At 68.7% G+C, this 23,354-nt stretch carries 28 protein-coding genes and 1 pseudogene; 12 read left to right on the top strand and 17 right to left on the bottom strand.

Annotated elements, in window-relative coordinates:
* Positions 1-59 precede the first annotated feature (59 nt).
* Entirely contained in the window at positions 60-980 is a 921-nt protein-coding gene (locus D7X12_RS01420; protein ID WP_120623467.1) for a LysR family transcriptional regulator, read from the bottom strand.
* A 143-nt stretch (positions 981-1,123) separates the two neighbouring features.
* On the opposite strand from D7X12_RS01420, the gene D7X12_RS01415 reads away from it, so the two are divergent.
* Complete coding sequence (locus D7X12_RS01415; RefSeq protein WP_158619918.1) at positions 1,124-1,864, top strand: MBL fold metallo-hydrolase; 741 nt, start codon at positions 1,124-1,126, stop codon at positions 1,862-1,864.
* On the opposite strand, the gene D7X12_RS01410 is transcribed toward D7X12_RS01415, so the two are convergent.
* The 5 genes from D7X12_RS01410 to D7X12_RS01390 form a co-directional block, all read right to left on the bottom strand.
* Positions 1,854-2,204: a cyclophilin-like fold protein gene (locus tag D7X12_RS01410; protein WP_244224277.1), complete on the bottom strand. Its 351-nt coding sequence runs from the start codon at positions 2,202-2,204 to the stop codon at positions 1,854-1,856. The genes D7X12_RS01415 and D7X12_RS01410 overlap by 11 nt on opposite strands.
* Before the next feature lie 101 nt (positions 2,205-2,305).
* Positions 2,306-2,641, bottom strand: coding sequence for a carboxymuconolactone decarboxylase family protein (locus D7X12_RS01405; protein ID WP_120623464.1), 336 nt, complete (start codon positions 2,639-2,641; stop codon positions 2,306-2,308).
* A gap of 13 nt (positions 2,642-2,654) precedes the next feature.
* The gene (locus tag D7X12_RS01400) at positions 2,655-3,176 is read right to left on the bottom strand and encodes a (R)-mandelonitrile lyase (protein ID WP_120623463.1); all 522 of its coding nucleotides are present in this window, start codon (positions 3,174-3,176) and stop codon (positions 2,655-2,657) included.
* A gap of 67 nt (positions 3,177-3,243) precedes the next feature.
* Positions 3,244-4,425, bottom strand: coding sequence for an MFS transporter (locus D7X12_RS01395; protein WP_244224276.1), 1,182 nt, complete (start codon positions 4,423-4,425; stop codon positions 3,244-3,246).
* Between the two features lie 68 nt (positions 4,426-4,493).
* Entirely contained in the window at positions 4,494-5,525 is a 1,032-nt protein-coding gene (locus D7X12_RS01390) for an alpha/beta hydrolase (RefSeq protein WP_208718771.1), read from the bottom strand.
* Positions 5,526-5,808: 283 nt separating this feature from the next.
* Here D7X12_RS01390 and D7X12_RS01385 point away from each other — a divergent pair, with 283 nt between their 5' ends.
* Together D7X12_RS01385 and D7X12_RS01380 are read left to right on the top strand one after the other, a co-directional pair.
* Positions 5,809-6,714, top strand: a complete 906-nt coding sequence (locus tag D7X12_RS01385; RefSeq protein ID WP_120623461.1) for a LysR family transcriptional regulator — start codon at positions 5,809-5,811, stop codon at positions 6,712-6,714.
* 133 nt (positions 6,715-6,847) lie between these two features.
* Positions 6,848-9,808, top strand: a complete 2,961-nt coding sequence (locus tag D7X12_RS01380) for a PQQ-dependent sugar dehydrogenase (RefSeq protein ID WP_120623460.1) — start codon at positions 6,848-6,850, stop codon at positions 9,806-9,808.
* A 66-nt stretch (positions 9,809-9,874) separates the two neighbouring features.
* Here the strand turns inward: D7X12_RS01380 and D7X12_RS01375 are convergent, their stop codons facing one another.
* Positions 9,875-11,044, bottom strand: a complete 1,170-nt coding sequence (locus tag D7X12_RS01375; RefSeq protein WP_120623459.1) for an aldo/keto reductase — start codon at positions 11,042-11,044, stop codon at positions 9,875-9,877.
* Positions 11,045-11,206: 162 nt separating this feature from the next.
* On the opposite strand from D7X12_RS01375, the gene D7X12_RS01370 reads away from it, so the two are divergent.
* Positions 11,207-12,112, top strand: a complete 906-nt coding sequence (locus tag D7X12_RS01370) for a LysR family transcriptional regulator (RefSeq protein ID WP_120623458.1) — start codon at positions 11,207-11,209, stop codon at positions 12,110-12,112.
* 69 nt (positions 12,113-12,181) lie between these two features.
* On the opposite strand, the gene D7X12_RS01365 is transcribed toward D7X12_RS01370, so the two are convergent.
* Positions 12,182-12,733: a TetR/AcrR family transcriptional regulator gene (locus D7X12_RS01365; protein ID WP_120623457.1), complete on the bottom strand. Its 552-nt coding sequence runs from the start codon at positions 12,731-12,733 to the stop codon at positions 12,182-12,184.
* Positions 12,734-12,838: 105 nt separating this feature from the next.
* On the opposite strand from D7X12_RS01365, the gene D7X12_RS01360 reads away from it, so the two are divergent.
* The gene (locus D7X12_RS01360; protein ID WP_120623456.1) at positions 12,839-13,753 is read left to right on the top strand and encodes an NmrA family NAD(P)-binding protein; all 915 of its coding nucleotides are present in this window, start codon (positions 12,839-12,841) and stop codon (positions 13,751-13,753) included.
* On the opposite strand, the gene D7X12_RS43935 is transcribed toward D7X12_RS01360, so the two are convergent.
* The 6 genes and pseudogenes from D7X12_RS43935 to D7X12_RS01335 all read right to left on the bottom strand — a co-directional run bounded on the left by D7X12_RS43935 (position 13,746) and on the right by D7X12_RS01335 (position 16,527).
* On the bottom strand, positions 13,746-14,087 hold the full coding sequence (locus D7X12_RS43935; protein ID WP_439329339.1) for a DUF1801 domain-containing protein: 342 nt from the start codon (positions 14,085-14,087) through the stop codon (positions 13,746-13,748). The two genes, D7X12_RS01360 and D7X12_RS43935, sit on opposite strands and share 8 nt — an antisense overlap.
* 81 nt (positions 14,088-14,168) lie before the next feature.
* A pseudogene (locus D7X12_RS43930) lies at positions 14,169-14,615 on the bottom strand (DUF1801 domain-containing protein); the annotation flags it as partial.
* A 14-nt stretch (positions 14,616-14,629) separates the two neighbouring features.
* Positions 14,630-14,866 carry a hypothetical protein gene (locus D7X12_RS01350; protein WP_208718769.1) on the bottom strand — a complete coding sequence of 79 codons (237 nt, stop codon included), beginning with the start codon at positions 14,864-14,866 and terminating at the stop codon, positions 14,630-14,632.
* On the bottom strand, positions 14,863-15,309 hold the full coding sequence (locus D7X12_RS01345; RefSeq protein WP_120623454.1) for an SRPBCC family protein: 447 nt from the start codon (positions 15,307-15,309) through the stop codon (positions 14,863-14,865). The genes D7X12_RS01350 and D7X12_RS01345 overlap by 4 nt, the downstream gene beginning before the upstream one ends.
* Positions 15,306-15,620, bottom strand: a complete 315-nt coding sequence (locus D7X12_RS01340; protein WP_244224274.1) for an ArsR/SmtB family transcription factor — start codon at positions 15,618-15,620, stop codon at positions 15,306-15,308. The genes D7X12_RS01345 and D7X12_RS01340 overlap by 4 nt, the downstream gene beginning before the upstream one ends.
* Positions 15,621-15,666: 46 nt before the next feature.
* Positions 15,667-16,527: a LysR family transcriptional regulator gene (locus tag D7X12_RS01335; protein WP_120623510.1), complete on the bottom strand. Its 861-nt coding sequence runs from the start codon at positions 16,525-16,527 to the stop codon at positions 15,667-15,669.
* A gap of 78 nt (positions 16,528-16,605) precedes the next feature.
* On the opposite strand from D7X12_RS01335, the gene D7X12_RS01330 reads away from it, so the two are divergent.
* From D7X12_RS01330 to D7X12_RS01315, 4 genes are all read left to right on the top strand, one after another.
* Positions 16,606-17,166 (top strand): glutathione S-transferase family protein, encoded by a 561-nt coding sequence (locus tag D7X12_RS01330; RefSeq protein WP_120623452.1) that lies wholly within the window; start codon positions 16,606-16,608, stop codon positions 17,164-17,166.
* Positions 17,167-17,232: 66 nt separating this feature from the next.
* Positions 17,233-17,448, top strand: coding sequence for a hypothetical protein (locus D7X12_RS01325; protein WP_147443474.1), 216 nt, complete (start codon positions 17,233-17,235; stop codon positions 17,446-17,448).
* 193 nt (positions 17,449-17,641) lie between these two features.
* Positions 17,642-18,139 carry a MerC family mercury resistance protein gene (locus tag D7X12_RS01320; RefSeq protein ID WP_120623450.1) on the top strand — a complete coding sequence of 166 codons (498 nt, stop codon included), beginning with the start codon at positions 17,642-17,644 and terminating at the stop codon, positions 18,137-18,139.
* Positions 18,140-18,266: 127 nt separating this feature from the next.
* On the top strand, positions 18,267-19,109 hold the full coding sequence (locus D7X12_RS01315) for an OmpA/MotB family protein (RefSeq protein WP_120623449.1): 843 nt from the start codon (positions 18,267-18,269) through the stop codon (positions 19,107-19,109).
* A gap of 21 nt (positions 19,110-19,130) precedes the next feature.
* On the opposite strand, the gene D7X12_RS01310 is transcribed toward D7X12_RS01315, so the two are convergent.
* Positions 19,131-19,331: a hypothetical protein gene (locus D7X12_RS01310; RefSeq protein WP_120623448.1), complete on the bottom strand. Its 201-nt coding sequence runs from the start codon at positions 19,329-19,331 to the stop codon at positions 19,131-19,133.
* A 125-nt stretch (positions 19,332-19,456) separates the two neighbouring features.
* Between D7X12_RS01310 and D7X12_RS01305 the strand changes: the two genes are divergently transcribed.
* Both D7X12_RS01305 and D7X12_RS01300 read left to right on the top strand, forming a co-directional pair.
* The gene (locus D7X12_RS01305; protein ID WP_120623447.1) at positions 19,457-20,404 is read left to right on the top strand and encodes a hypothetical protein; all 948 of its coding nucleotides are present in this window, start codon (positions 19,457-19,459) and stop codon (positions 20,402-20,404) included.
* Positions 20,401-21,747, top strand: a complete 1,347-nt coding sequence (locus D7X12_RS01300; RefSeq protein ID WP_147443473.1) for a hypothetical protein — start codon at positions 20,401-20,403, stop codon at positions 21,745-21,747. The genes D7X12_RS01305 and D7X12_RS01300 overlap by 4 nt, the downstream gene beginning before the upstream one ends.
* Here D7X12_RS01300 and D7X12_RS01295 read toward each other — a convergent pair.
* Positions 21,744-22,094, bottom strand: coding sequence for a nuclear transport factor 2 family protein (locus D7X12_RS01295; protein WP_120623445.1), 351 nt, complete (start codon positions 22,092-22,094; stop codon positions 21,744-21,746). The two genes, D7X12_RS01300 and D7X12_RS01295, sit on opposite strands and share 4 nt — an antisense overlap.
* Before the next feature lie 119 nt (positions 22,095-22,213).
* Between D7X12_RS01295 and D7X12_RS01290 the strand changes: the two genes are divergently transcribed.
* The gene (locus D7X12_RS01290) at positions 22,214-22,642 is read left to right on the top strand and encodes an OsmC family protein (protein WP_120623444.1); all 429 of its coding nucleotides are present in this window, start codon (positions 22,214-22,216) and stop codon (positions 22,640-22,642) included.
* A gap of 70 nt (positions 22,643-22,712) precedes the next feature.
* Here D7X12_RS01290 and D7X12_RS01285 read toward each other — a convergent pair whose 3' ends face one another.
* Positions 22,713-23,234 (bottom strand): GNAT family N-acetyltransferase, encoded by a 522-nt coding sequence (locus tag D7X12_RS01285; RefSeq protein WP_120623443.1) that lies wholly within the window; start codon positions 23,232-23,234, stop codon positions 22,713-22,715.
* Positions 23,235-23,354 lie beyond the last annotated feature (120 nt).

The raw sequence follows: 23,354 nt of genomic DNA, 5'->3' as shown, positions 1-23,354 counted from the left end.
GAGCGCCAGGGTCGTGGCTCGAACGGGCGGCGGGGGAAACCCTGCCGCCCGTGGTGTTTTCAGCGTCGCTTCTTCCGGCCGGACAGCTCCGCCGTGGTGGACGCGAAGAGTTCCACCAGGAAATCGATGAAGACCCGGACCTTGGGGACGGCGGACTTCTGCCGCGCGAAGAGGGCGTGGACGGTGCGAGGCTCGGGCTCGTACTCCTCAAGGATGATCTCCAGCTCGCCGCGGGAGAGCTCCGCAGCCACGTGGTACTCGAAGGTCTGGGCGATTCCCAGCCCGGCGACCGCGGCCCGGGTGAGCACGTTGCCCGACCCCGCGACGAGCCGGGCATTGGCCACGTAGCTCATCTCACCCGCGTTTCCCTTGAGGCGCCACGGCAGGGGGCCCGTGCTCGACAGGTACGCGATGCACGTGTGCTCGCGCAGCGAGGCGAGCGTGCGGGGACGCCCATGCGCGGCGAGGTAGGCCGGAGAGGCCACCAGGATGGAGCGCGCGCGGGAGAGGTTGCGGGAGATGAGCTCGGAATCCCGCGCCGCCGCGAGGCGGATGACCACGTCCACGCCCTCGGCGGTCGGATCGATGAGCTGGTCCCGGACCGTCAAGTCGATGGACACCTCCGGGTAGCGCTCGAGGAAGCGCGGGAGTGCCGCCCCGAGGACGAACTCCGAGATCGCCACCGGAGCATCCACGCGCAGCCGCCCACGCGGGGTGACGCTGGCCCGGGCCAGGGTGGCATTGGCGTCCTCGAGCTCCGCGAGGATGCGCGTACAGCGCTCGTAATACGCGGCCCCCTCGTCCGTGAGGCTGAGGCTGCGGGTGGTCCGGTTGAGCAGCCGCACCCCCAGCCGCGCCTCCAACCGCGACACGATGCGGCTCACTCCCGACGGCGTGAGTCTCAGCTGCTCCGCCGCTCGCGTGAAGCCGCCCAGGTCCACCACGCGCGTGAAGACCGCGATCTCGGAGAAGGCATCCATGCGCTCGACGCTCGCGTGATTCGTGACGCCACGTCAACGATGCGATGACTTTCATGCCGTATATCTCACGGGCTGGGTTTCGCATCTTGGGGGTGTCTCGAAGCCATCGGCTTCGGGCACCTCCCTCGTCACACGAGAACGCCATGAAACCCGCCCTTCCGATGTTCGCCCTCGCCCTCTCCCTCGCGACCACGAGCCAGGCCGCCGCGCCGCTCAAGACCGAGGTCTTCACCGCGGCCTCCGAGGGCTTCCGCGTCACGTCCACCCTCATCACGGGGGAGCAGGACGCGGTGCTCGTCGACTCGCAGTTCACGCTCGCGGAGGCGCACCGGCTGGTCGCGAAAATCATCGAGTCGAAGAAGACGCTGAAGACGATCCTCATCACCCATGGTCACCCGGACCACTACTTCGGCCTGGAGGTGGTGCGGGCCGCCTTCCCCCAGGCGCGAATTGTCGCCGCGCCCGCGGTCATCGCGGAGATCAAGGCGCTCGCACCGAAGCAGCTCGCGCAGTGGAAGCCGCTCTTCGGCGCCAACCTCACCTCCGAGCCGGTGATTCCGTCCCTGCTCACGGCGGACCACCTGACGCTGGAGGGTCAACGGCTGGAACTCATCGGCCTGAACCCCGGTGAGAGCGAGGCCGCCACGGCGGTGTGGATTCCCTCCACCCGGACGCTCATCGCGGGGGATACGGCCTACCAGCAGGTCCATGCGTATCTCGTGAACGCGGACGCCCGGTGGCGGGCGCAGTGGCTCAAGAACATCGAGCAGTTCGACAAGCGAGGCGCCACCACGGTCATCCCGGGCCACCGCGCGGAGAAGGCGGCCCTGGGCCCCACGGCCCTGCGCGACACGGCAGCCTACATCCGCGACTTCACTTCATGAGCTCGACCTTCACCTCAAGAGGGCCCGCTGCACGCAGGACCTCGATGCCGCCATCCAGCGTTCCGAGCTTGATGAGCCCGCTCGAGTGGCTGAATCCTTTATGGAAGAGGGCCAGGTTCCCCCAGGGCGCGTAGTAGGCGATGTCGCCGGCCGAAGGGGTGGTGCCCGAGGGGGCCCCTTTCGTGGACAGGCGCCGGGGCAGGTCACTGACCTTCTCGGTGGCCGCGTAGTCCGTCAGGGTCAGCGTGAGGGGCAGAAGCCCGGCGAAGTCGCGCGCCGTCGCATTGTCGAGCAGCGTGCCCGTCAGGACCTTTGCCCCGGCCGTCAGTCGAATCTTCATGGGCTTCTCCTCAACGTGGGCACGCGCCTGCGCATGGACCGCGGACGACAGGAGCCCGAGCGCGAGGACGGCCGCGCGGGCCCGGTACACGGGCCTTGCCATCACGGCGACGCCTTCCCCAGCAGCTCCTTGGCGCGGCCCATCGCAGACATGGCGTGGGGCCAGCCCACGTAGAAGGCCAGGTGGGTGATGAGCTCGACGAGCTCCTCCTGCGTGACGCCGTTCTCGATGGCGCGCGGGAAGTGGAAGCCCATCTGCTCCGTCTTCCCCGTGGCCACCAGTGCGGCGCAGGTGATGAGGCTGCGGTCGCGCTTGGACAATTGCGGCCGCTCCCACACGTCGCCGAAGAGGACGTCGTCGGTCAGCTCGACGAGCTTGGGTGCGAAGTCGCCCAGGGCCTTCTGGGCGGCGGTCAGGGGCTTCTCGTTCGTGGCCATGGTGTGGCTCCTTTCAGGGTTGGGTGCCGTACTGCGCGTCGGTGACCTTCTCCATCCACTCCACCACCTTGCCGTCCAGGGCCTCATGGAGGGCGAGGTGGGTCATGGCGGTGGTGGGCGCCGCGCCGTGCCAGTGCTTCTGGCCCGCCGGAATCCACACGACGTCGCCCGGGCGGATCTCCTGGACGGCGCTGCCCCAGCCCTGCACCCGCCCCACCCCTGCCGTGACGACGAGGGTCTGCCCCAGCGGGTGCGCGTGCCAGGCCGTGCGGGCGCCGGGCTCGAAGGTGACGCTCGCGCCCGCGCCGCGCGACGGCGCGTTCGCCGCGAAGAGCGGGTCGATGCGCACCACGCCGGTGAACCACTCGGCAGGCCCCTTCATGGAGGCCTGGCTGCCTGCGCGCGAGACACGGACGCCCTCGCGCGCGGCGGCCGCGGGAACGGCGCTTCCCCCATCCGCGCCCCCCGGGCGCGCCTGAGCGGCGGCGAGTGCGATCAGCGGGAGGGCGAGTGCGGTGGTGACGAGTGCCTTCATGGGTGACTCCGTGTGTGAATGCCGCGACGGGCGGCGGTGGCTGAAACCAAGGCGCGGTGCTCGCGCCTCAGTGGGTGGAGGGACAGGAAGCCGCAGCGTCACCGGGCGGCAAGACCACCGCCGGCAGCCTCGCGGGCCGCGACGCCCAGAAGGCCGTGAGCGCCGCGGCCCCGAGCAGCGCGGCGCTCGCCAGGAACGTCCCCTGGTGGCCGCCGCGGTCGAATAGCAGTCCTCCGAGCGAAGCGCCCGCCGTGATGGCGAGCTGGATGGCCGCGACCATGAGGCCGCCGCCCGCCTCCGCATCGTGTGGCAGCGTGCGGCTGAGCCACGTCCACCACGCGACCGGCGCCGCCGTGCCAATCAGGCCCCAGCCGGCGAGGAGCAGGGCCGTGGCCGCAAGGGACTGGCCGAAGATGACCAGGGCGACCGCGATGACCGCCATCGCGAGTGGCGCGGCGATGAGCACCGCGGACAGCCGCCGGGCCACGAGGAACCCCATCAGATACGTGCCCAGGAGCCCCGCGGCGCCCATGCCCAGCAGGACCAGCGAGAGCATGGACACGCCGACCCGGGTGACCGTCTCCAGGAAGGGACGCAGGTACGTGAACAGGGCGAACTGGCCCATGAAGAGCAACGTGACCGCCAGGATTCCCCACCGGGCCCTGGGGCGGCGAAGGACGGCGACAGTGCTCGGAGGCGCAGCGGCTTGCTCGGTGGGCATCCGGGGCAAGGTGAAGTACTGCCACGCGAGGGTGAGCGCCGCGAGGGGAACGACGGCGAAGAACGCACCCCGCCAGCCGATGTACTGCCCCAGGAAGCTGCCAAGCGGCGCCGCGACGGTCGTGGCCAGTGCATTGCCGCCGTTCAGCATGGCCAGTCCCCGCGGCACGTCCTTCTCGGGCACCAGGCGCATGACGGTGGCCGCCGACAACGCCCAGAACCCGCCCACGACGATGCCGATGAGCGCACGCCCGAACATGAACACGGTGTAGTTCGGCGCCAGGGCGACGACGAGGCCCGAGATCAGCATGAGGCTGGTGAGACCGAGGAGCAGCTTCCGGCGGTCAACAGCCCTGGCCACGGACGCGATGAAGAGGCTCGTCACCACGGCGAAGAGCCCGGACACCGCGATGGCTTGACCCGCGCGGCCTTCGCTCACGCCAAGGTCCGACGCGATGGGCGTCAGAAGGCTCACCGGCATGAACTCGGAGGCGATGAGCGTCGAGACGCACAGGGTGAGCGCGAACACGGCGCCCCATGATGCGGAGCGCGGGGCCGGCGCCACGGAGGTGTGGGTGGGTTGCATTGTTGTGACCCTTACCGGCTGGCTGCCGCGGTCGGGCCCAGCTGCGAATGGAAGAACGACGTCAGCTTGTCCCAGGGGATGAGCTGCACGCGGTCGTAGAGGTCCACGTGGCCGGCGCCCGGCACGACGAAGAGCTCCTTCGGTTCGGAGGCCTTCGCGAAGGCGTGCTCACTGAAGATGCGTGAGTGCGCATGGTCCCCCGTGATGAACAACACGGGGCGCGGCGAGATCCGCTCGAGGTGCTCGAAGGACCCGAACAGCGACATGGGCGCGGCGCTGGTGAGCGACATCGCCGTGGTCGAGCGCGGGTGCTGACCGCGCGGCGTGCGGTAGTAGTCGAAGAACTCTCGATCGATCGCGGACGAACGCTCGGTGATGACCTCAGGCGTTCCCACCGTCATCGCTCGCGGTGCCCCATCCACCTCCGCCCAGCGCTGCGCGGCGATTCGCTCCAGGTTCTTCGTGAGCGCGCCCTTGTCCAGCTGCTCCGCGAGTCCCTGCCGCGTCGCCTGGCCGATGTCATACATGCTGACCGTGGCAACAGCCTTGATGCGTGGGTCGATCGCCGCGGCTGCCAGGCCGAAGCCGCCACTGCCACAGACACCGATGACGCCGATGCGGTCCCGGTCGACGAGCGGATTCGCGCCGAGGTAGTCAACCGAGGCGCTGAAGTCCTCGACGAACGCCTCCGGCGAGGCGATGAAGTGGGGCTGGCCGCCGCTCTCGCCGTTGTACGAGGCGTCGAACGCCAGGGTGATGAAGCCCCGCTCGGCCATCGTCTGCGCATAGAGCCCCGACGTCTGCTCCTTCACGCCGCCGTAGGGGTGACCGACGATGATCGCAGGCGCTCGCTTCGTTCGGTCCAGATTGGTGGGGACGTAGAGATCAGCGACGAGCTTGATGCCGAGCCGGTTGTGGAAGGTCACCTTCTCGTGGCTCACGAGAGCGCTGCGCGCAAAGGTCTTGTCCCAGGCCTCGGTCGCCTGGGCGCTCGCTGCGCCTCCAGCGCCCTGCCCCGCCGACTGGCAAGCGAGCGTGCCCACGGCGGCAGCGACCGCTGCCACCTTCAGCAGGTGACGTCGGAGTGCGCCCGGCCCCACGGACGTCCTTCGTACTGGGTTCCTCCCCACGACATCAGCGTTCATCCTCATCTTCGGCTCCTGGGTCAGGGTCTTCATCTCCGCCGAAGTGGCGGCATGCTTCTGACTGCGACGAAGAGAAGATGCGCCCCGGCCCGTCGATGAACTACGTGCAGGCAGTGGACAGGGTGTTAAGCGGCGCCTAACAGTGAACGGCGCGAGCGCGCCGCCCCTGAGGAGTCACGGCATGAAGTCGGTCCCCTTCACGCAACTCCACGTCTTCCTCGTCGTGGCGCGCCTGCAGAGCTTTCGCGGTGCCGCGCGTGAGCTGGGCGTCTCCTCCGCGGCGGTGAGCCAGTCGGTGCGACAGCTCGAAACGCAGCTGGGCGTCGTGCTGCTCAACCGCACCACCCGCAGCGTCGCCGTGACGGACGCGGGACGGCGGCTCGTGGAGGAGGCGGGGCCAGGCCTGGCCCAGGCGTCTTCCGCGCTGCAGAGCGTGTCGGCGCAGCCGGGCGAGGTGGTGGGACGGCTGAGGCTGTCCGTGCCCCGGTCCGCCGTGTCCCTTCTCATCGCGCCGGTGCTCCCCGCCTTCCGCGCGCGCCACCCTCGGGTCGAGGTGGACGTCGTCGTCGAGGATCGCCTCGTCGACATCGTCGCGGAGGGCTACGACGCAGGCGTGCGCCTGGAGGAGACCCTCGAGCGTGACATGGTGCAGGTGCGCCTCACGGGCGCCTTCCGCTTCGTCGTCGTGGCCGCACCGAGCTACCTCGCGCGCCACGGCACACCCCAGAAGCCCGAGGACCTGCTGCACCACGAGTGCATCAACCTGCGCTCCCAGACCACCGGCACCTACTACGCCTGGGAGCTCGAGCGAGGGAAGAGGACGTGGCGCGTCCCGGCACGCGGCGGCGTCAGCACGAACGACGAGTTGACCAGCGTCAGGCTGGCGACCGAGGGGCTGGGGCTGGCGTACGCCTTCGAGCCAACGGCGCAGGAGGGGCTGCGCACCGGCCAGCTCGTTCGTGTACTCGAAGCGTACGCGCCGGGTGTGCCCGGCCTCTTCCTCTATTTCCCCAGCCGCGCGCAGCGCTCGGGGCCGCTGCGCCTCTTCATCGAGGTGGCCAGGGAGCTGACCGCGAAGACGGTGTGAGTCCGCGTCGGGGCGCCCGTCCTTGGGATAATCACGCCCCGTCAAACTGGATTTCGATGTAAACCCGGACAGAACCATCAGCGCTCACGCAGCCTACGGGCCGCGTGAGCCTGTTCAACCGGGAGAAGTAGCGATGCCATCACAGCTGAGAACGAGTGTACGAGCGCGGCGTCCCCTGCCGCTCTTCGTCGTGTGCGCGGTCTTCTCCCTCGTCATGGGCTGCTCGACGCCGTCGGACCCGGAATTCGCGGTCGCGCGCGCGGCTGCGGTCACTCAAGACGCCAACTTCGCCGACTCCGTCTTCGTCAGTGGCATCCAGGGACCGACCACCATGACCTTCGCGCCCGATGGGCGCCTGTTCGTCTCGGAGAAGGACGGCTCGCTGCGCATCGTCGCGAACGGCCAGCTTCTGGCGACTCCGTTCGTGACGCTCGCCGTGGACACCGGCAACGAGCGTGGGCTGATGGGCGTCGCGTTCGATCCCAACTTCGCCAGCAACCATTATCTGTATGTCTATTACACGTCGGTCGCTGGCAGCATCCACAATCGAGTCAGCCGCTTCACCGCCAACGGCAATGTGGCGGTTCCCGGAAGCGAGCTGGTGCTCCTCGACCTTCCGACGCTCGACGCCGCCAACCACAACGGCGGCGCGGTTCGCTTCGGACTCGACGGCAAGCTCTACGTTTCGGTCGGCGACAACGCGGTCTCCGCCAACTCGCAGAGCCTGAGCACGCCGCTCGGAAAGCTGCTGCGCCTCAACTCGGACGGCAGCATTCCCACGGACAATCCGTTCTACGCGACCGCCACCGGACTTGCCAAGGCGACCTGGGCGATGGGGCTGCGCAACCCCTTCACCTTCGACGTTCAGCCCGGCACGGGGACCCTGTTCATCAACGACGTGGGCGAAGGCGGCTGGGAAGAGATCAACCGCGGCCAGGCCGGTGCCAACTACGGCTGGCCGATGACTGAAGGCTATTTCACGAATCGCCCGGAGCTCACGCAGCCGTTCTTCGCGTACCCGCATGGCGCCGGCACGGCCGCCGGCAACTGCATCGCCGGCGGTACCTTCTACAACCCGCCGGTTTCGGCGTTTCCCAGCGCGTATGTCGGGCAATACTTCTTCGCGGATTACACCAACAATTGGATCGCGCGCATCGACCCGAACTCTGGCGTGCGTTCGCTGTTCGCGACGGCCGCCGTGGGGCCCGTGGACCTCGATGTGGGGCCCGACGGCGCGCTCTACTATCTGTCGCGCGGCGCGGGCCAGGTGGGTCGCATCGCCTACACGGCTTCGCTGCCGCCGAGCATCGCGCAGCAGCCGGCGAGCACGTTGGTCTCGGTTGGAAATCCGGCGACCTTCACGGTGTCCGCGAGCGGCGAGCCGCCCCTCACCTACCGGTGGCAGCGCAACGGCGTGGACATCTCCGGCGCGACCTCGCCGAGCTACGTGCTGAACGCCGCGCAGCTCGCCGACAGCGGCGCGAGCTTCCGGGTGGTCGTGACCAACGGGCTTGGCTCGGCCACCAGCGCCGCCGCGGTGCTGACGGTGACGTCCAACAAGCCGCCGGTGGCCACGATTGCGACGCCGGCCGCGGGCGCGACCTACACCGCGGCCACGAACATGATGTTCTCCGGTTCGGCCAGCGACACGGAGGATGGCGCGCTGCCGCCGAGCGCGATGACCTGGAACATCACCTTCCATCACGATACCCACACGCATCCCGCCATGTCCGACACCACCGGCATCGCGAGCGGGAGCTGGCCCATCCCGAGCGCCGGCGAGAGCTCGGCCAACGTCTGGTATCGCGTGCGGCTCACGGTGCGCGACTCGATTGGCCTCACCCACACGACGTATCGCGACGTATTCCCGGTCACGGTACCGCTCAGGGTGACCAGCCTGCCGAGCGGGCTGCAGGTGCTGATGGACGGGCGGCCGTTCGCGGCGCCGCATGACACGACCGGCGTGGTCGGCGTCGTCCGCTCCGTGGGCGTCGACTCGCCGCAGTACGCGAACGGAAAGTTCTGGGCGTTCTCGTCGTGGTCGGACGGCGGCGCGCAATTGCATAACTTCACCACGCCTGGCAGCGCGGCCACCTACACGGCCACGTTCGTCGAAACCTCGGGCGGGAGCTGCTACCAGATTCAAAGCGAGCGCAGCGACAAGTGGCTCATCGTCGACATCGCGGGCAAGGTCGTCGCCGGCAGCGCGACGCAAACGGGAGGGCAGATCTTCCAGCTCGTTCCGACGGGCACCCGGTACAAGCTCAAGGGCTCGGGCGATGCGTTCCTGACGGTGGTGGCAAACCAGCTCGCGATGAGCGCCAACTTCGCCAGCGGGGAGTCGTTCACGCAGCTGCCCTGCGGCTATGGCGGGCGCACGCGTGTCGGCTTCCAGGCGTCGTTGGGGAGCGCGCCCCATTGGAAGGAAACCACGACGGACGGGCCGATCCAGAGCGGTGACGGCGGCAATGGCGGCGCCTGCAACCCGACCGATGGCGGCGCCTGGGAGGGCTTCTACCTCGCACCGGTGACCTGCCCGGATGGCAGCACCGCCCCCGTGTGCGGCAACGGCACCGTCGAGAGCGGCGAGCAATGCGACGACGGCAACACCCAGTCGGGCGATGGCTGCGATGCGACGTGCCACACCGAGACCGTCAGCGGCGCGGGCTGCTTCCGCATCCAGAGCGAGCGCGCCGACAAGTGGTTCACCGTCGACGGCACGGGCAAGGTGGCCGCCCTCAGCACGACGCAGACCGGTGGCGAGGTCTTCGAGCTCGTCACGAGCGGCGCGAGCTACAAGCTCAAGGGAGCGAGCGGCGCGTACGTGGCGGTGGTCGCGAACCAGCTCACCGTGAGCGCCACGCTCACCACGGCGGAGCCGTTCACCCGCTCCGACTGCGGCGTCCACGGCGGCCGCAATCGCTATGGCTTCGCATCGTCGACGGGCACCGCGCGCAACTGGAAGGAGGCCACCCTCGGCGCTCCCATCCAGAGCGGAAGTGGCGGCAACGTGGGCATCTGCAATCCCACCGACGCTACCTCCTGGGAAGGCTTCTACCTCGAGCCCGCGACCTGCCCGGCGGCGGGACCATGAGGACCTGAGCCCAGGGAGCTTGCGAGCAAGGTGGTGTGACGCCCGCGGCATCGGTCGATCGACCGGTCACTGCGTGTGATCCACCACCTCCATCTGCATCTCGTTCATCCGGCCGCCGTGCACCTTCAGCGCGGAGAGCGCCGTGTCGAGTTCGCGAAGGTCCGCGGGCGTCAGCTGGACCTGGATGGCCCGCAGGTTCTCCTCGAGGTGCGCCGGGTTGCGCGTGCCGGGGATGGGAACGATCCACGGCTTCTGGGCCAGGAGCCACGCCAGTGCGAGCTGCGCTGGCGTGGCGCCCTGCTTCTCCGCAACGCGCCTGAGCGCCTCGACGATGGGCGCATTGGCGGCCAGGTTCTCGGGGCTGAAGCGCGTGAAGCCGGAACGCAGGTCCGTCTTCGGGTCCAGCTGCGTGCGCGCATCGATTCTCCCGGTCAGGAACCCCATCCCCAGGGGCCCCCACGGAACGAACCCGACTCCCAGCTCTTCGCACGCCGCGAGGACGCCGTTCTTCTCCGGGTCCCGCTCCATGAATGAGTACTCGGTCTGGAGCGCCGTGACCGGCTGGACCGCGTGCGCTCGCCGGAGGGTCCGCGCACTCGCCTCGGAGAGGCCGAAGTGCAGGACCTTGCCCTCGGCGATGAGGTCCTTCACCGCACCCGCCACGTCCTCGATGGGCACCCGGGGGTCGACGCGGTGCTGGTAGTAGAGGTCGATGCGGTCGGTCTTGAGGCGCTTGAGCGAGCCCTCGACCACCTTCTTGATGTGCTCGGGTCGGCTGTTGAGGCCCCCACCCGCCCCGAGGTTGAAGCCGAACTTGGTCGCGATGACGACCCTGTCGCGGATGGGCGCGAGCGCTTCTCCGACCAGCTCCTCGTTCGTGTACGGGCCGTAGACCTCCGCCGTATCGAAGAACGTGACGCCCTTCTCATGGGCCGTGCGGATGACCTGGATGCCCTGGTTCCTGTCCGCAGGAGGGCCGTAGTTGGCGCTGATGCTCATGCACCCATGCCCCACCTCCGAGACCTCAAGGCTTCCCAGCTTGCGTGTCTTCATGCGGCGCTCTCCTGCGCGTGGCGCGCTGTTGGCGTGGGTGGGCGGTTGCGTCGACGTGGCGCACGCCACCGGGCCGGCGGCCAGACCGGCCCCGACCACGGCGGTACCAGCCAGGAAGTCACGGCGACTGAACGCCCGGTGCTCCAGGGCGTTCGAACCTGCTGGCGGCTTGTCGTTCTTCATGGAGGGTCCCTTTCGGAGGCGAGGAGCGTGCGCGGTGCAGCGACATCCGGAGAGATACGGCCCAACCCTGCATCGGACTAGACACCCACCCTCGAATGGGTTGTTAAGCCGTCCTGGACAATGGGCTTCCCGTGTCGCGGTAGCCTCCAGTGGGGGTCGCTGATGAATACGGTTCCGTTCCCGCAGCTCCAGGCCTTCCTCACCGTGGCGCGCCTGCGGAGCTTCAGCAGCGCGGCGCGCGAGCTGAGCGTCTCCAGGTCCGCCGTCAGCCAGGCGGTGCGGCAGTTGGAAGAGCAGCTGCGCGTGGTGCTGCTCACGCGCACCACCCGCAGCGTGGCGCTGACGGATGCGGGAAGGCGCCTCGTGGAGGAGGCCAGCCCGGGGCTCGGCCAGGTGCTGGCGGCCCTCACCACCGTGTCCGCGCAGCCGGGCGAGGCGGTGGGCCGACTGCGGGTGTCGACCCCACAGATGGCCGTCCCCTTCGTCATCACGCCCGTCCTGCCAGTCTTCGGCGAGCGACATCCGCGCGTGGAGGTGGAGGTCGTCGTCGAAGACCGCTTCGTGGACATCGTGGCCGAGGGCTACGACGCGGGTGTGCGGCTGACCGAGGCCATCGAGCGCGACATGGTGCAGGTGCGCCTCACCGACCCGTTTCGCTTCGTGGTGGTGGGCGCTCCCGACTACCTCGAGCGCCACGGCACGCCCCAGAAGCCCGAGGACCTGCTGCGCCACAAGTGCATCACCTACCGCTCGCAAACGAGTGGGGCCCTCTACGCCTGGGAGCTGGAGCGCGGCCGCAGGAACTGGCGCGTGCCGGTGCGCGGGGGCGTCATCTCCAACAATGGCCAGGTGATGCTGTCCCTGGCCGAGTCAGGCGCCGGGCTCGCGTACGCCTTCGAGCCGGAGGTGCGGGAGCAGCTGCGCACCGGCCGGCTGAAGGTGGTGCTCGAGGCCTACGCGCCCACCGTCCCCGGCTTCTTCCTCTACTTTCCCAGCCGCGCTCGGCGCTCGGGCCCCCTGCGCCTCTTCGTCGAGGCGGCGAGGGAGCTGGCAGCGAAGGCCAGGTGATACCCGTCTTCTGCCGCAAGCAGACTGCGGGCAATCACCGACAGCCGAGCGGGGGCCCTCTCGCCACGTTCACGGCCGGATGCCGGTGAGCGCGAGGTGCAGCACCCGGCGCGCGGTGAGCGGATCGTCTTCGTTCGCGACGGCGATCGCGTTCGCCAGCACCATCAGGTCCTTCGTTGTGGCGCTGGCGTGAATCGCGCCCACCGATGACGCCCGTGCCACCAGGACGTTCAACACGTCGAGCAGCATGTCGGTGCAGCAGATTTCTTCGGCCTTGAGGCCATCCGGGCCGGTCAGCAGCGCAGCGGCAAGCCCGCGGTGGGTCGCGGTGTAGACCGTCAGTTCCTCGAGCCAGGTCGCCAACTCGGCGGCGGGATTCTTGCCCGGTTGCGCGGCTGCGCTCGCACAGAGCTGCGCGACGCCGTCCCGGAATACCGCCTCCAACAGCGCCTGCCGCGACGGGAAGTGCCGGTGCAGGGTCGCCGAGCCTACCCCTGCCCGCCGCGCGATCTCCTCGAGCGACGCCTGCGCGCCATCCCTGGCGACCAGCTCCGCGGCGGCCGCGACAATCTGCTCCCGGTTGCGTCGCCCGTCCGCTCGCAACGGCTTCACATGCTCCACGGCGCTCCTCTCCTCACAAGGGCCTTCCTTGACAAGCGGGGTGCCCCCCCATATCTAACCACGAAACTAAACGGTGGGGTCCCCCACTTACGAAAGGAGCTGCCCATGAGCAGCACCGATTCCGTTCTCGTCACCGCCGCCACAGGGCGCCAGGGCGGCGCCACCGCCCGGGCACTGCTGGCCGAAGGCGGCACATCGGTGCGTGTGCTGGTGCGCAATCCGGAGGCGCCCAACGCCAAGGCCCTCGCGGCGGCTGGCGCCGAGGTGTTCGTCGGAGACCTCGACGCGCCGGCGTCGTTGCGCGCCGCCTGTGCGGGGGCGCGGGCGGTCTTCTCGATGCAGTCGCCAATCCTCTCCGCGACCGGTGTCGACTACAGCAAGGAGCGCCAGCAAGGGAGGAACCTCGTCGAGGCCGCGCTCGCCGAGGGCGTCGGGACGTTCGTGCACACCGCGACGTCCGGTGTCGGCGACCACCGCAACGTCGAGGGCTGGGCGGAGGGGCGCTGGAAGTCGCACGAGGAGTACTGGGAGAACAAGCTTGCCACCTGCGACCTCGTCCGCACCGCGGGCTTCAAGCACTGGACCCTCCTCCTGCCCGCCACCTTCATGGATCAGCCGATGTTGGATCCCGCCGGCTTTGTCGACGGGCGCCGGTTGCTCACGGTGATCAGGACCGACCGGCCCATCGCGCTGATCGCGCCGGAGGACATCGGCAAGGCGGCCGCCGCGGCGATCAACGATCCCGCGACGTTCCACGGTGTGACGCTGCAGCTCGCGGGGGACCTGCTCACGCTTCCCCAGGTCGCCGAGATCCTCTCGCGCCTCGACGGCAAGGAGTACGCGGTCCAGTCCAGCACGGTCGAAGAGGCCGTCGCGGCCGGACTGCACCCTGGCGTGGCGCGAGGCCTGACGTACATGAACGTCGCCCCGGTACTGGCACGGCCGGAGATGGCGCGTTCCTACGGCCTTTCGCCCATGAGCTTCGAGGCCTGGGCGCGTCAGCGTCGCGAGGCTACGTGATCCAGCCGGGCAACGAGGCCGCCTGCTTCACCCACTTCGCCATCTGCGCCTCGTCGAGCGGGTCGTCTTCGCGGATGTCGTAGTAACGCGTGTCCGGGGTCTTGCTGGGGCCGGGAGGGACCGGTCGCAGCGACGTCCCGCGGAAGAAGGTCACCTTCACGTAGTTCGTGAAGGCGTGCATCCCCAGGAAGAAGCCCTGGCCTTCAAGGCCGTAGAACGGCGTGTTCCACTTCACGGCCTTCTTCACCCCAGGCACGTTCCGCACGATGAGCGCGTCGAGCCAGCTCCCGATGTCGCGCTTCCAGCCCGGCAACGCGTCGATGTACGCCTGCACCGGGGCGTCGCCGTCACCCTTCGCGATCTGCGGATTGCCGCCGGAGAGGAGCTTCACCGGCTTCGCCTTGCTCGCACCGGGCTTCGGCTTCGCCGTCGAAGCATTCTGGGCCACCGCGGCCTTCACGAGCGCCTTGAACGCGCGCGCGTCGACCTTCTCCCCTTCGTGGATGTCGATGGCCCTTCGCGTGTTGCCCTCCAGGCTGGAATTGAAGAGGCCTGATGGGTCTGGGATTCGGGCCCCCTTGGCGAACGTGAGCTTCACGGCCGCCTTGTAGGACTCTCCCGTGCAGACAATCCCGTGGTGCGACCAGACCGGAGTGCCCATCCACTTCCACTCCTCGGTCATCTCCGGGTCCGCTTCCAGGATCAGCGCCCGCATGCGGGCCAGGGTCTCCCCGCGCCAGTCCCCCAGGTCGAGGATGCGCTGATCGATGAGCTGGGAAGCGGACTTCTCCGGCGTGGCCTTGGGCTGGGATTTCCTGGCCACCTTGCGTGGCTTGCTTGCTTGCGACGTGGCCTTCGTCATTCTGCCTCCAGAGCTCAATGGGCGCGTCGCCCGCGGCGCCACTTGTGGGCGTACGGCAGCACGAACAAGTACAGACCGGAGAACAGGAGCAAGGCGAGCGGAATCAGCGCCAGGACACCCACCCAGACAACGGTGGACCCCTTTGCCATTGCGACGAAGTTGGCGATGACCGCCACCGTGAAGGCAAGGGACAGCCAGCGGTGGCTCACCCGGATCCAATGGGTCCAGGACACGGAGGCCTGCGTGCTCATGGGATCCTCGCGAGCAGGTCGACGAGCTTCCCGCCCATCATGTTCCAGCCGTAGCGCGCACCGCCGAAGTTCTGCTTCTGGTCCGGCTTGAAGCCCGACTGCACGAGGGCCAGGCGCGTGCCCGCCTCCGTGGGCGTGAGCGTGAAGGTCACGACGGTGTCCAGCACCATGTCGCCAACCACCCACGTGTAGCTGAGCTTCCGCTGCTCTTCGCTCTCGAGGACCCGGCAGTTCACCGTGCCGTCCCAGCCGGGGTACGGCTGCGTCTTGAACGCGAACGCGGTCCCGGGCTCGGGCTTGAACCCGACGGCAGGCAGCAGCCACTCGGTGAGCAACTCAGGGTCGGTGAGCGCGCGCCAGACCTTCTTCGGCGAATGACGCAGATCGAATTCGAATGAAATGGCGTCGGTTTGCGACGGGGCTGTCTTGTCGAAGGGGCTCATTCGTCCATTTTCTCCAGCAGTTCTTCAAGGCGATCGACGTGCTCCGTCCAGAAGGCGCGGTAGTGCGCGATCCAGTCGATGAGCGGCTTCATCCCGCGCGGCTCCACCCGGTAGTAGACACAGCGCCCTTCGCGCCGGCCGTTCACCAGGCCGGCGTCCTTCAAGGCAGCAAGGTGCTGTGAGACCGCCGGCTGGGAGATGGCGAAGCGCGCAGTCAGGTCCTTCACCGCCGCTTCGCCACGTGTGAGCGACTCGAAGATCGCCCTGCGGCTGGGGTCCGCCAGCGCCTGGAAGATCTTGTCTTCGGCCACGACCGCTCTCTGCATGGACAACCAATAAGCCTACACTTATTGGTTGTCAAGCATCGACGTGTGCTGCCAGGGCCTCAACGAACCGGCGGACCTTCACGGGCAGGTTGAGGCGACTCGGGTAGACGGCGTAGATGGGCCGCAGCACCGCGGGCTTCGGCCCGAAGAGGATCCTCAAGCGGCCCTCGCGGACGGCTTCGCGGCACAGGAGGTCGGGCACCCTCGCGATGCCGACTCCGGCCATCGCGGCTTCGCACGCCACCTCCAGGTCGCTCACCACGAGCACGGGGTGGATCCGCGACTTCACGCCTTCGACGCTCCAGGTCTCGAAGGCATTGAACCCGATGCACCGGGCTGCCTGGAGGTCCTTGGCGCGCGGGCTCCCGTGCTGGGCCAGGTAGCCGGGACTCGCGACGAGGTAGGTGGCGGCCTCTCCGAGCCTTCGCGCGACCCAGGAGGAGTCCTCGAGCGCCCCGATGTGAATCGCCAGGTCGAGTCCATCCTCGACGAGGTCGATGCGACGGTCGGCCAACACCAGCTCGATCTGCACGCGCGGATGGGTGATGAGGAACTGGGTGACGACGGGGACGAGGTAGCGACGGCCATAGAGCGTCGGTGAAGCGATTCGCAGCAGCCCGATGGGCTCGTCTCCCCCCTCCTGGACCTCGCGGTTGGCTTCCTCGACCTGCTCCGCGATGGACGCGCAGCGGTCGTAGTAGGTCGCGCCCGCGCCAGTGACCCGCAGCTTGCGCGTCGTTCGCTCCAGGAGGCGCACCCCGAGCTGCGCCTCCAGCTTCGCGATGCGCTCGCTCGTGGCCTGCTTGGTGATGCCCATGCGGCGCGCGGCTGCCGTGAAGCTGCCTTCACGAACGACGGTGGCGAAGAGGATCATGTCGGCGGGCGAGATCATGTTCGTCAAGCCTAGCCTGACAAAGTGTCCAGTCCGTCCACATTGTCCGGCGCTCCCCGGGCAGCCATGTTGGAGCGAATGAAGCTCTACTTCGCGCCCAGGACCCGAGCCACCCGCCCCCGCTGGCTGCTGGAGGAACTCGAGGTCCCCTACGAACTCGTGAGGTTGGACCTGGCGAAGTCGGAGCACAGGTCCGCGGAATTCCTCGCGCTCAACCCGCTGGGAGAGGTTCCCGTCCTGGTCGACGGCGAGGTCACCCTCTTCGAATCGTCCGCCATCTGCCTCCATCTCGCGGATCGCTTTCCAGAACACCGCCTCGCGCCTCCCCCCGGCTCCCCCGAGCGTGGCGACTATCTCCAATGGCTGCTCTTCGCCGAGGTCACCCTGGAGCCTGTGATTGCAGCGCAGGGGCGACCCACAGCCGGGCCTCCGCTGGAGGTGCTGCTCTCGCTCGTCGAGCGCCGACTCGAGGGCCGGGAGGTGCTCGTGGGCAACGGCTTCACCGCCGCCGATGTCGTCATGGCTTCCATCCTCCATCGGGCGCACACGATGAAGCTCCTCGAGGGGCACGCGCGGCTCGTCGAGTACGTCCTCCGCCACACCCGACGACCCGCGACCCTTCGAGCGGTTTCCAGCTGACCGGGGAGGCAGCCGCAATAGACTCACGATGTGGATTTCCCCAGGCGCTGGTCCGGCGTTTCCGTCGTGGCCGGAGCAGCGGCGATCCTGCTCGAGGGACTTGGCTCCGACAGGCTGGGACGCTTCACGCCTGGGTACGTGCTGTTCCATCAACCGCTTCATGGCGGTGAGGTCGTCGGGGATGCAGCGGGCATCGCGGTCCTCCTGCTGTGCGCTGCCTTCGAGCGCAGCACCCTGCCCCTCTATTACCTGCACATGCTCATGCGCCTTCAAGCCGGCTGACACTGCTTCATTGCACCGGGGCCTTCATCTACGTCGCGGGCACCTTCAACAGCCTGTTGCGGCGCGGCGCGCACAGCCCATATACGCAACTGAGTTGCAAATGTGTCCACGGTGCGATACCTGAGGCGTCCCTCTCGCCTTGGATGTCCCAGGCGAGAACCGGAGTGCTGGCGCTCACGGAGGGGTTCCACCCATGTCTCAAGTGAAGATGAACGCCGGGCCTGTCCCCCCCTGCTCCTCCTGCGACTGCGCCCATCATCGGGCGGAGGCTTCGAGCCCGGCCGGAGAGCCCGGTGGCCGCTGGGCTTCGCTGCTGCCCCTGCTGGCCTGCGCGGTGTGCCCCGCGTGTCTCTCGGCCTATGCCAAGGTGCTGTCCTTCGTGGGGATTGGGGTCTCGCTCTCCGAGTCCACCCATCTGCTCCTCCTGGTGGTGGCCATCGGCGTGACGCTCGTCGTGAGCGCGTGGCGGGCGTGGCGGCTTCATCGCGTGGGGCCGCTCGTCATCTCGGTGGTCGGCAGCGCCCTGCTCGTCCTCAGCCATGCGCTGGAGGAGAATCCGCTGCTGCTCTGGAGCGGCGTCGCGGTGCTGCTCGGAGGTGCCCTGTGGGAGCGCCGGGTGTGGCGGCGCTTCCAGGCGCGCCGCGACCCCGTGGCCCCGGGCTTCCTCCCGTCCGCGTCGCAGACGAGCTAGCTCCCCCGCGCATCTGCCCTGGGTGCAACAATGCACCTCCAGATACCTGCACATACCCGGTCGCATTGAGGCGCACCCGGGGCATGTCACTAGCGTGGCCTCCGTCCATTCCCCCGGAGGTCGCGACATGGAAACGGAACGCGGAAGGGCCTGGGTGCCCTGGTTGGTGACGGCGCTCGTGGCGGTGCTGGCGGGCCTGGTGCTCTATCTGGCGCATCGCAACACGACCGCTGCGGATGCAGCAGCGGTGGCGGCGGCCGCCCGGGCCAGCGAGGCCGAGGCCGCGCAGGCGTTGCTGGAGACGAAGCTGGCCGCGCTGGAGGCCGAGCGCGCGAAGCTGGCCAGCGAGAAGGACCAGCTCAACACCGAGAAGACCCAGCTCAGCCAGACGGTGCAGGAGCAGGAGGCGGAGCTGGCCCGACTCAAGGCCACCTTCGAGGACCTCCAGGACAAGATGAAGAAGGAGATCGCCGAGGGCGCCATCCGCCTGACGCAGAACGGGGGCCGCCTCCAGGTGGACCTCGTCGACAAGGTCATCTTCGATTCGGGTGACGCCAGCATCAGCGCGCGCGGCCAGGAGGTCCTCACCCGGCTGGGCGGCGTGCTGGCCAAGGTGGATGACAAGCTCATCCAGGTGTCGGGCCACACCGATGACTCGCCCCCTACGCAGAAGCTCCAGGCCACCTTCCCCACCAACTGGGAGCTGTCCGTCGCGCGCGCCGTCAACGTGGTGCGCTTCCTCCAGGACAAGGGCGGCGTGCCCGCGAAGCGCATGCTCGCGGCCGGCTACGGCGACACGCGGCCCCTGGCGGCCAATGCCTCGCCGCAGGGTCGCGCCCGCAACCGTCGCATCGAGCTGTTGTTGATCCCGGAGCTGGCCGCCCGGCGCAACACCGTCCTCGCCAAGTCGGCCGCCGCGAAGCCGACCGCCGCGAAGCCCGCCGTCCTGAAGAAGACCAAGGGCAAGTAGGCGCGAGGGCTCGCGGCCGCGTCAGTCGTGACGCCGGACGTGGAGGCGGAACCCGCTTGCGCGGGCGTCGCCCAGGCCCGGCTTCAGCGTGAGCGCGGGGATGTCGTAGTCCCCGCCGCTCTGCTTGCGATAGGCGATGGGCGCATCGGTCCACAGGTCGTCGATGGGCCCGTTGACGCCGCGCTCGCCGTAGTGCGACCGCCGCCTGCCCTGAACCTCCACACCAGACGTCCGCAGCCAGGGAAAACGGGAACTAACTCCATACGAAATTGAGTGTGGCGCGACCCACCCGGTGAACACTTGCGGTATATTTACAATCGAACACTCGTGAAATAGCGTCCCGCGCAATGCTGCTCGCACGAGTCGTTCGACTGTTCGTGCTGACGGCGATCCTCGCGGTGCCTGGAATTGCCCGCGCGCAGATCGTGGTCAGCCTCTACCCGGTACAGGGAAATCTCGACCCGAAGATCCGCACCGACGCGGAGGGGCTCATCGAGTCCGGGGTCCGTTCAAGTGACCGGCGGTTTGGAACGTTCGTCCTGCGCGGCCCCGTGCCGCTGAAGGCATCGTGTGCGCCCAAGGCGACGACGGAATGCCTGGCCGGGCTCGGGCGTGGGGGCGCCGTCATCTACGCCGAGGCGGCGATGGAGGAAGGGATGGTCTCCGTCACCCTGTCGCTCATCACCGCCCAGCAGCAGCGGACGAAGCCCGTCAACTTCCGCTTCGTCGCCGGGTTCCTGGACCTGCGGCCGGCGCACTTCGCGATCGAGCAGTTGGAGAAAGCCGCCACCGAGCTGAAGTCCACCCCGGTCGCGGACGCCGTGGCCCCCACCGAACCCCAGGCCGAGGTCCGTCCCGCGCCGCAGGCGCAGGCCGTCGCGGCCACGCCCCAGCCCGCCGGTGAACTCGACCCGCTGTATGAGCAGGGCTCGGCGTCGCACTCCTCCGACTCGCTCTACGACCAGCCCAGGCCCAGCGCGTCCGGGTGGATGCGGAAGACGGGCATCTACGCGTCGATTGGCGGCGCGCTCGTGCTGGGCACCGGCGGGTTCTTCGGGCTGCGCAGCCGCAGCCTGAACAATGACCTCTCCAACCGCTACACCGAGGGCCGCCTCGTGCCGGCGGACCGCCCGAGGTATGACCAGGTGAAGACCTACAACACGCTGGCGAACACCCTGATGATTGGCGGCGGCGTCGTCGCGCTCACGGGGCTCACCTTCTGGGGCTTGTCGACCGTGTCATTCGACTCGGATGGCCAGGGCGGCGGGAACTTCTACGTGAGAGGGCGCTGGTGATGCGTTCGTTCGTGGTGTGGGGTGCGGTGCTGTTCCTCGCGTGCACGAGTACGCCCGAGGGATTGTGCGAGAACGACTTCGGCTGTCTGCCGGGCCTGCGCTGCCAGGAAGGGCTCTGCACCGGGTGCGGCGGCGATGGCGATTGCCGGGGCTGGGAGGCCTGTTCGGCGGACCGGCGGTGCGAGCCGCGCGAGGGGATGTGCAGCAGCAGCACGCAGTGCCAGAAGTGGGAGGTCTGCGGGACCGGGTACACCTGCGAGCTCGCGGAGGGCTCCTGCCTGTCGGCGACGGACTGCCAGTCCCACGAGGTCTGCAACGACTCGACGCGGAAATGCGATCTCCAGCCTGGCCGGTGCAACACCTCCGACGACTGTGCCAGCGGCTCCCTCTGGGCGGCGACGTGCGGACAGGACAATCAGTGCCAGTCCGCGCCGACGGCCGGGAATGACGTGCTCATCTGGGGCACGCTCTCCGAGGGCGCCTGCTACCAGGACGCCATCTCCAGCGTCCTGACGCCCGCGCGCGCGCAGGTGGGCTTCGGCTGCTACGGCTCCGGTCGCGGCAATGCGACGGTCTCACCCACCGGCCGCATCCACTACATCAACGAGGAGAAGACTCCGCAACGGGTGGTGGTCTTCGTTCCGGACTCCTTCAAGATCGAGGGGAGGACCCGCTCGTACCCTTCCAACGGAAATGAGAACGACACCCGGCTTCCGGCGCCAGCGTGCGGCATCGCCGAGGACGTCGGGGCGTTCGTCATGCAGGCGGGCACCGGCGCCATTGCCTACACCTGCGGCTCTGGCGGAGGGACGAACATCTACTACAACGTCGCGGGGGAGGTCGTGTCGTCCGGGCAACGGCTGATGGCGTGGAACGCCTCGAACCACCTGCTCGCACGCGGGCCCTCCTCCTTGGAGTTCCTCGTGCTGACCCCGGAGCGGATCGTCCTCCCTGTCACCGGGTTGCCGGCCTTCCACACCTTCATCGACGCACGCGCACATGCGACGGGCTTTCGGATGGCCCTCTCCCAGGCCGCCACTGTCCAGCAGCTGTGGCACATCGGCCATGACGGCGTCGCGACCCTGGAGGGCACGTACGGCACGTTCCCCGAGGATGTCTACAGTGGTGAGTTCGGGCTGCTGGATGGTGCAGGCGCCCTCTACACCCCAAGTGGCCGGCGGGATAAGGCGTTCGTCGACGTCATCGTCAGGCGGTCCCTCGACGGGGCTCCCGGCACGACGGTCTATGCCGAGGACTCCGCCCCGGCGTCGGTGAACTACGCGGCGAACTACGAGAAGCTCTTCACCTTCATGCACGGCTCGTATCTCTTCGCGGGTCCCTAACGCTTCTCCAGCAGCGGGCGCGGGTCGAAGGTGACGCGGATGCGGGTGATGCGGCCGTTCTCGACGTGGCTCCAGTTCGCCACCGGGACCGGCTGCCGCTCGGAGGGATGGATCTCGAACCAGGTCAGCACCTCGTCCCCATCCACGAAGCGGTGCAGCACCGTCACCTGGGGCGACACCTTCCACATGCCGTTGAGGAGCCCCTTCACGCAGGCCTCCGCGCCCTCCGCCGCGCCGAGCGCCCCGACGAAGCTCACGTCCGGCGCGAGCGTGCTGCGCAACAGGGACTCGTCCTTCGTGCTCCACGCGTCGAAGTACGCCTTCACCACCTCCGCGGGACTCTTCACGTTCAACCTCCTGGGTGCTCGATGGGGCAGCCCATCGAAGAAGCGCTGCACACTCCCCCCTGGCAGTGACAGCCCTGTGTCAGGTTTGCGCGCCCTTCGACCTGACGTAGAAGGGGCCCATGGCCCATGCCCCCGACAGCGTGTTGCTCTCCGTCGCCACGGTGGAGAGCGGTGAAGGACTTGCCCAGCACATCCGCACCGGACACCACCAGTTCATCGCGGATGAACCGGCGGCGCGCGGCGGAGGGGACCTGGGCCCCGCGCCGTACCAGTTGCTCATGGGCTCGCTTGGCGCGTGCACGGCCATCACGCTCAAGATGTACGCGGAGCGGAAGAAGTGGGACCTGGGCAAGCTCGTCGTGCGCCTCAAGCTCCTTCGCGAGCCGGCGGGTGAGCGCGTCGAGCGGGTCCTCGACTGCGCTGACACGGTGACGGCGGAGCAGCGGGCCCGGCTGCTCGAAATCGCCGCGAAGACGCCCGTGACGCTGACGCTGTCGCGCGCGCTGCACATCGACACGCGCTTCGCGTCCGCCGAGCCTACGGGTTGAAGAGCTTCGACGCGTCGACGTACGCGTTGTACTCGGCCAGCTTGCCGCCCTCGAAGCGGGAGAGGGTGGCTCAGGGCACGGTGAGCTTGCTGCCGCCTTTGCGCATGAAGACCCGCCGGCTCTCATCAAGTCCCCGGGCGAGGTGTTCGGCGCGGATGGCCTCCAGGGCTGGCGTCAGGGTTTCGATCACCCGGAAGCCCAACCGCGCGTAGTAGGGCGCGTTCCACGGCACGTCGCGGAAGGTGGAGAGCAACAGCGCGGGCCAGGCCGGCTCGAGGGCCGCGATCAGCGCGGCCCCCAGCCTCCGGCCGGCGTGCTCCGGCAGGACGTCAACCTGCTCGATGTAGCCGCAGCCTTCCACGGGGCGCGCCATCAGGAAGGCCACGGGGCTCCCCTCCTCCCCTTCGGCGACGGTCAGTCCCCCCGTGGCGATGCGGGCCGCGAGCGTGGCGGCGTCGGTGGGCTCGTCGTCCACCAGGGCCGCGAGGTCCGTGCCGAGGAAGCGGCGGGCGGAGAGGCGCTCAATCTCGCGCACGCGCTCGATCTCATCGAGACGGGCGGGGCGCAGACGCACGGGAGCGGGGGCGGGCATGGAGCCACTCTGGCAGCTTGAAGCAGGGCAGGCACGTCACCGCGAAGCCGTCCCCGCCGGGCGGGCCGGCGGCCGGGCCCCGCTTCCCCTGCCCCGGGGCTTCTCCGTGCTGGACGTGGC

The sequence above is a fragment of the Corallococcus sicarius genome (genome assembly GCF_003611735.1).
Taxonomy (GTDB): Bacteria; Myxococcota; Myxococcia; order Myxococcales; family Myxococcaceae; genus Corallococcus; species Corallococcus sicarius.
Note: the sequence above shows the minus strand (reverse complement) of the source record. Positions and strands in the feature narration are given on the sequence as shown.

Bases quoted from the DNA above. Each gene is read 5' to 3' on its own strand.
- D7X12_RS01420 (WP_120623467.1), bottom strand. From the start codon at position 980: ATGGATGCCTTCTCCGAGATCGCGGTCTTCACGCGCGTGGTGGACCTG.
- D7X12_RS01415 (WP_158619918.1), top strand. From the start codon at position 1,124: ATGAAACCCGCCCTTCCGATGTTCGCCCTCGCCCTCTCCCTCGCGACC.
- D7X12_RS01410 (WP_244224277.1), bottom strand. From the start codon at position 2,204: ATGAAGATTCGACTGACGGCCGGGGCAAAGGTCCTGACGGGCACGCTG.
- D7X12_RS01405 (WP_120623464.1), bottom strand. From the start codon at position 2,641: ATGGCCACGAACGAGAAGCCCCTGACCGCCGCCCAGAAGGCCCTGGGC.
- D7X12_RS01400 (WP_120623463.1), bottom strand. From the start codon at position 3,176: ATGAAGGCACTCGTCACCACCGCACTCGCCCTCCCGCTGATCGCACTC.
- D7X12_RS01385 (WP_120623461.1), top strand. From the start codon at position 5,809: ATGAAGTCGGTCCCCTTCACGCAACTCCACGTCTTCCTCGTCGTGGCG.
- D7X12_RS01380 (WP_120623460.1), top strand. From the start codon at position 6,848: ATGCCATCACAGCTGAGAACGAGTGTACGAGCGCGGCGTCCCCTGCCG.
- D7X12_RS01375 (WP_120623459.1), bottom strand. From the start codon at position 11,044: ATGAAGAACGACAAGCCGCCAGCAGGTTCGAACGCCCTGGAGCACCGG.
- D7X12_RS01370 (WP_120623458.1), top strand. From the start codon at position 11,207: ATGAATACGGTTCCGTTCCCGCAGCTCCAGGCCTTCCTCACCGTGGCG.
- D7X12_RS01360 (WP_120623456.1), top strand. From the start codon at position 12,839: ATGAGCAGCACCGATTCCGTTCTCGTCACCGCCGCCACAGGGCGCCAG.
- D7X12_RS01350 (WP_208718769.1), bottom strand. From the start codon at position 14,866: ATGAGCACGCAGGCCTCCGTGTCCTGGACCCATTGGATCCGGGTGAGC.
- D7X12_RS01345 (WP_120623454.1), bottom strand. From the start codon at position 15,309: ATGAGCCCCTTCGACAAGACAGCCCCGTCGCAAACCGACGCCATTTCA.
- D7X12_RS01335 (WP_120623510.1), bottom strand. From the start codon at position 16,527: ATGATCTCGCCCGCCGACATGATCCTCTTCGCCACCGTCGTTCGTGAA.
- D7X12_RS01330 (WP_120623452.1), top strand. From the start codon at position 16,606: ATGAAGCTCTACTTCGCGCCCAGGACCCGAGCCACCCGCCCCCGCTGG.
- D7X12_RS01320 (WP_120623450.1), top strand. From the start codon at position 17,642: ATGTCTCAAGTGAAGATGAACGCCGGGCCTGTCCCCCCCTGCTCCTCC.
- D7X12_RS01315 (WP_120623449.1), top strand. From the start codon at position 18,267: ATGGAAACGGAACGCGGAAGGGCCTGGGTGCCCTGGTTGGTGACGGCG.
- D7X12_RS01305 (WP_120623447.1), top strand. From the start codon at position 19,457: ATGCTGCTCGCACGAGTCGTTCGACTGTTCGTGCTGACGGCGATCCTC.
- D7X12_RS01290 (WP_120623444.1), top strand. From the start codon at position 22,214: ATGGCCCATGCCCCCGACAGCGTGTTGCTCTCCGTCGCCACGGTGGAG.
- D7X12_RS01285 (WP_120623443.1), bottom strand. From the start codon at position 23,234: ATGCCCGCCCCCGCTCCCGTGCGTCTGCGCCCCGCCCGTCTCGATGAG.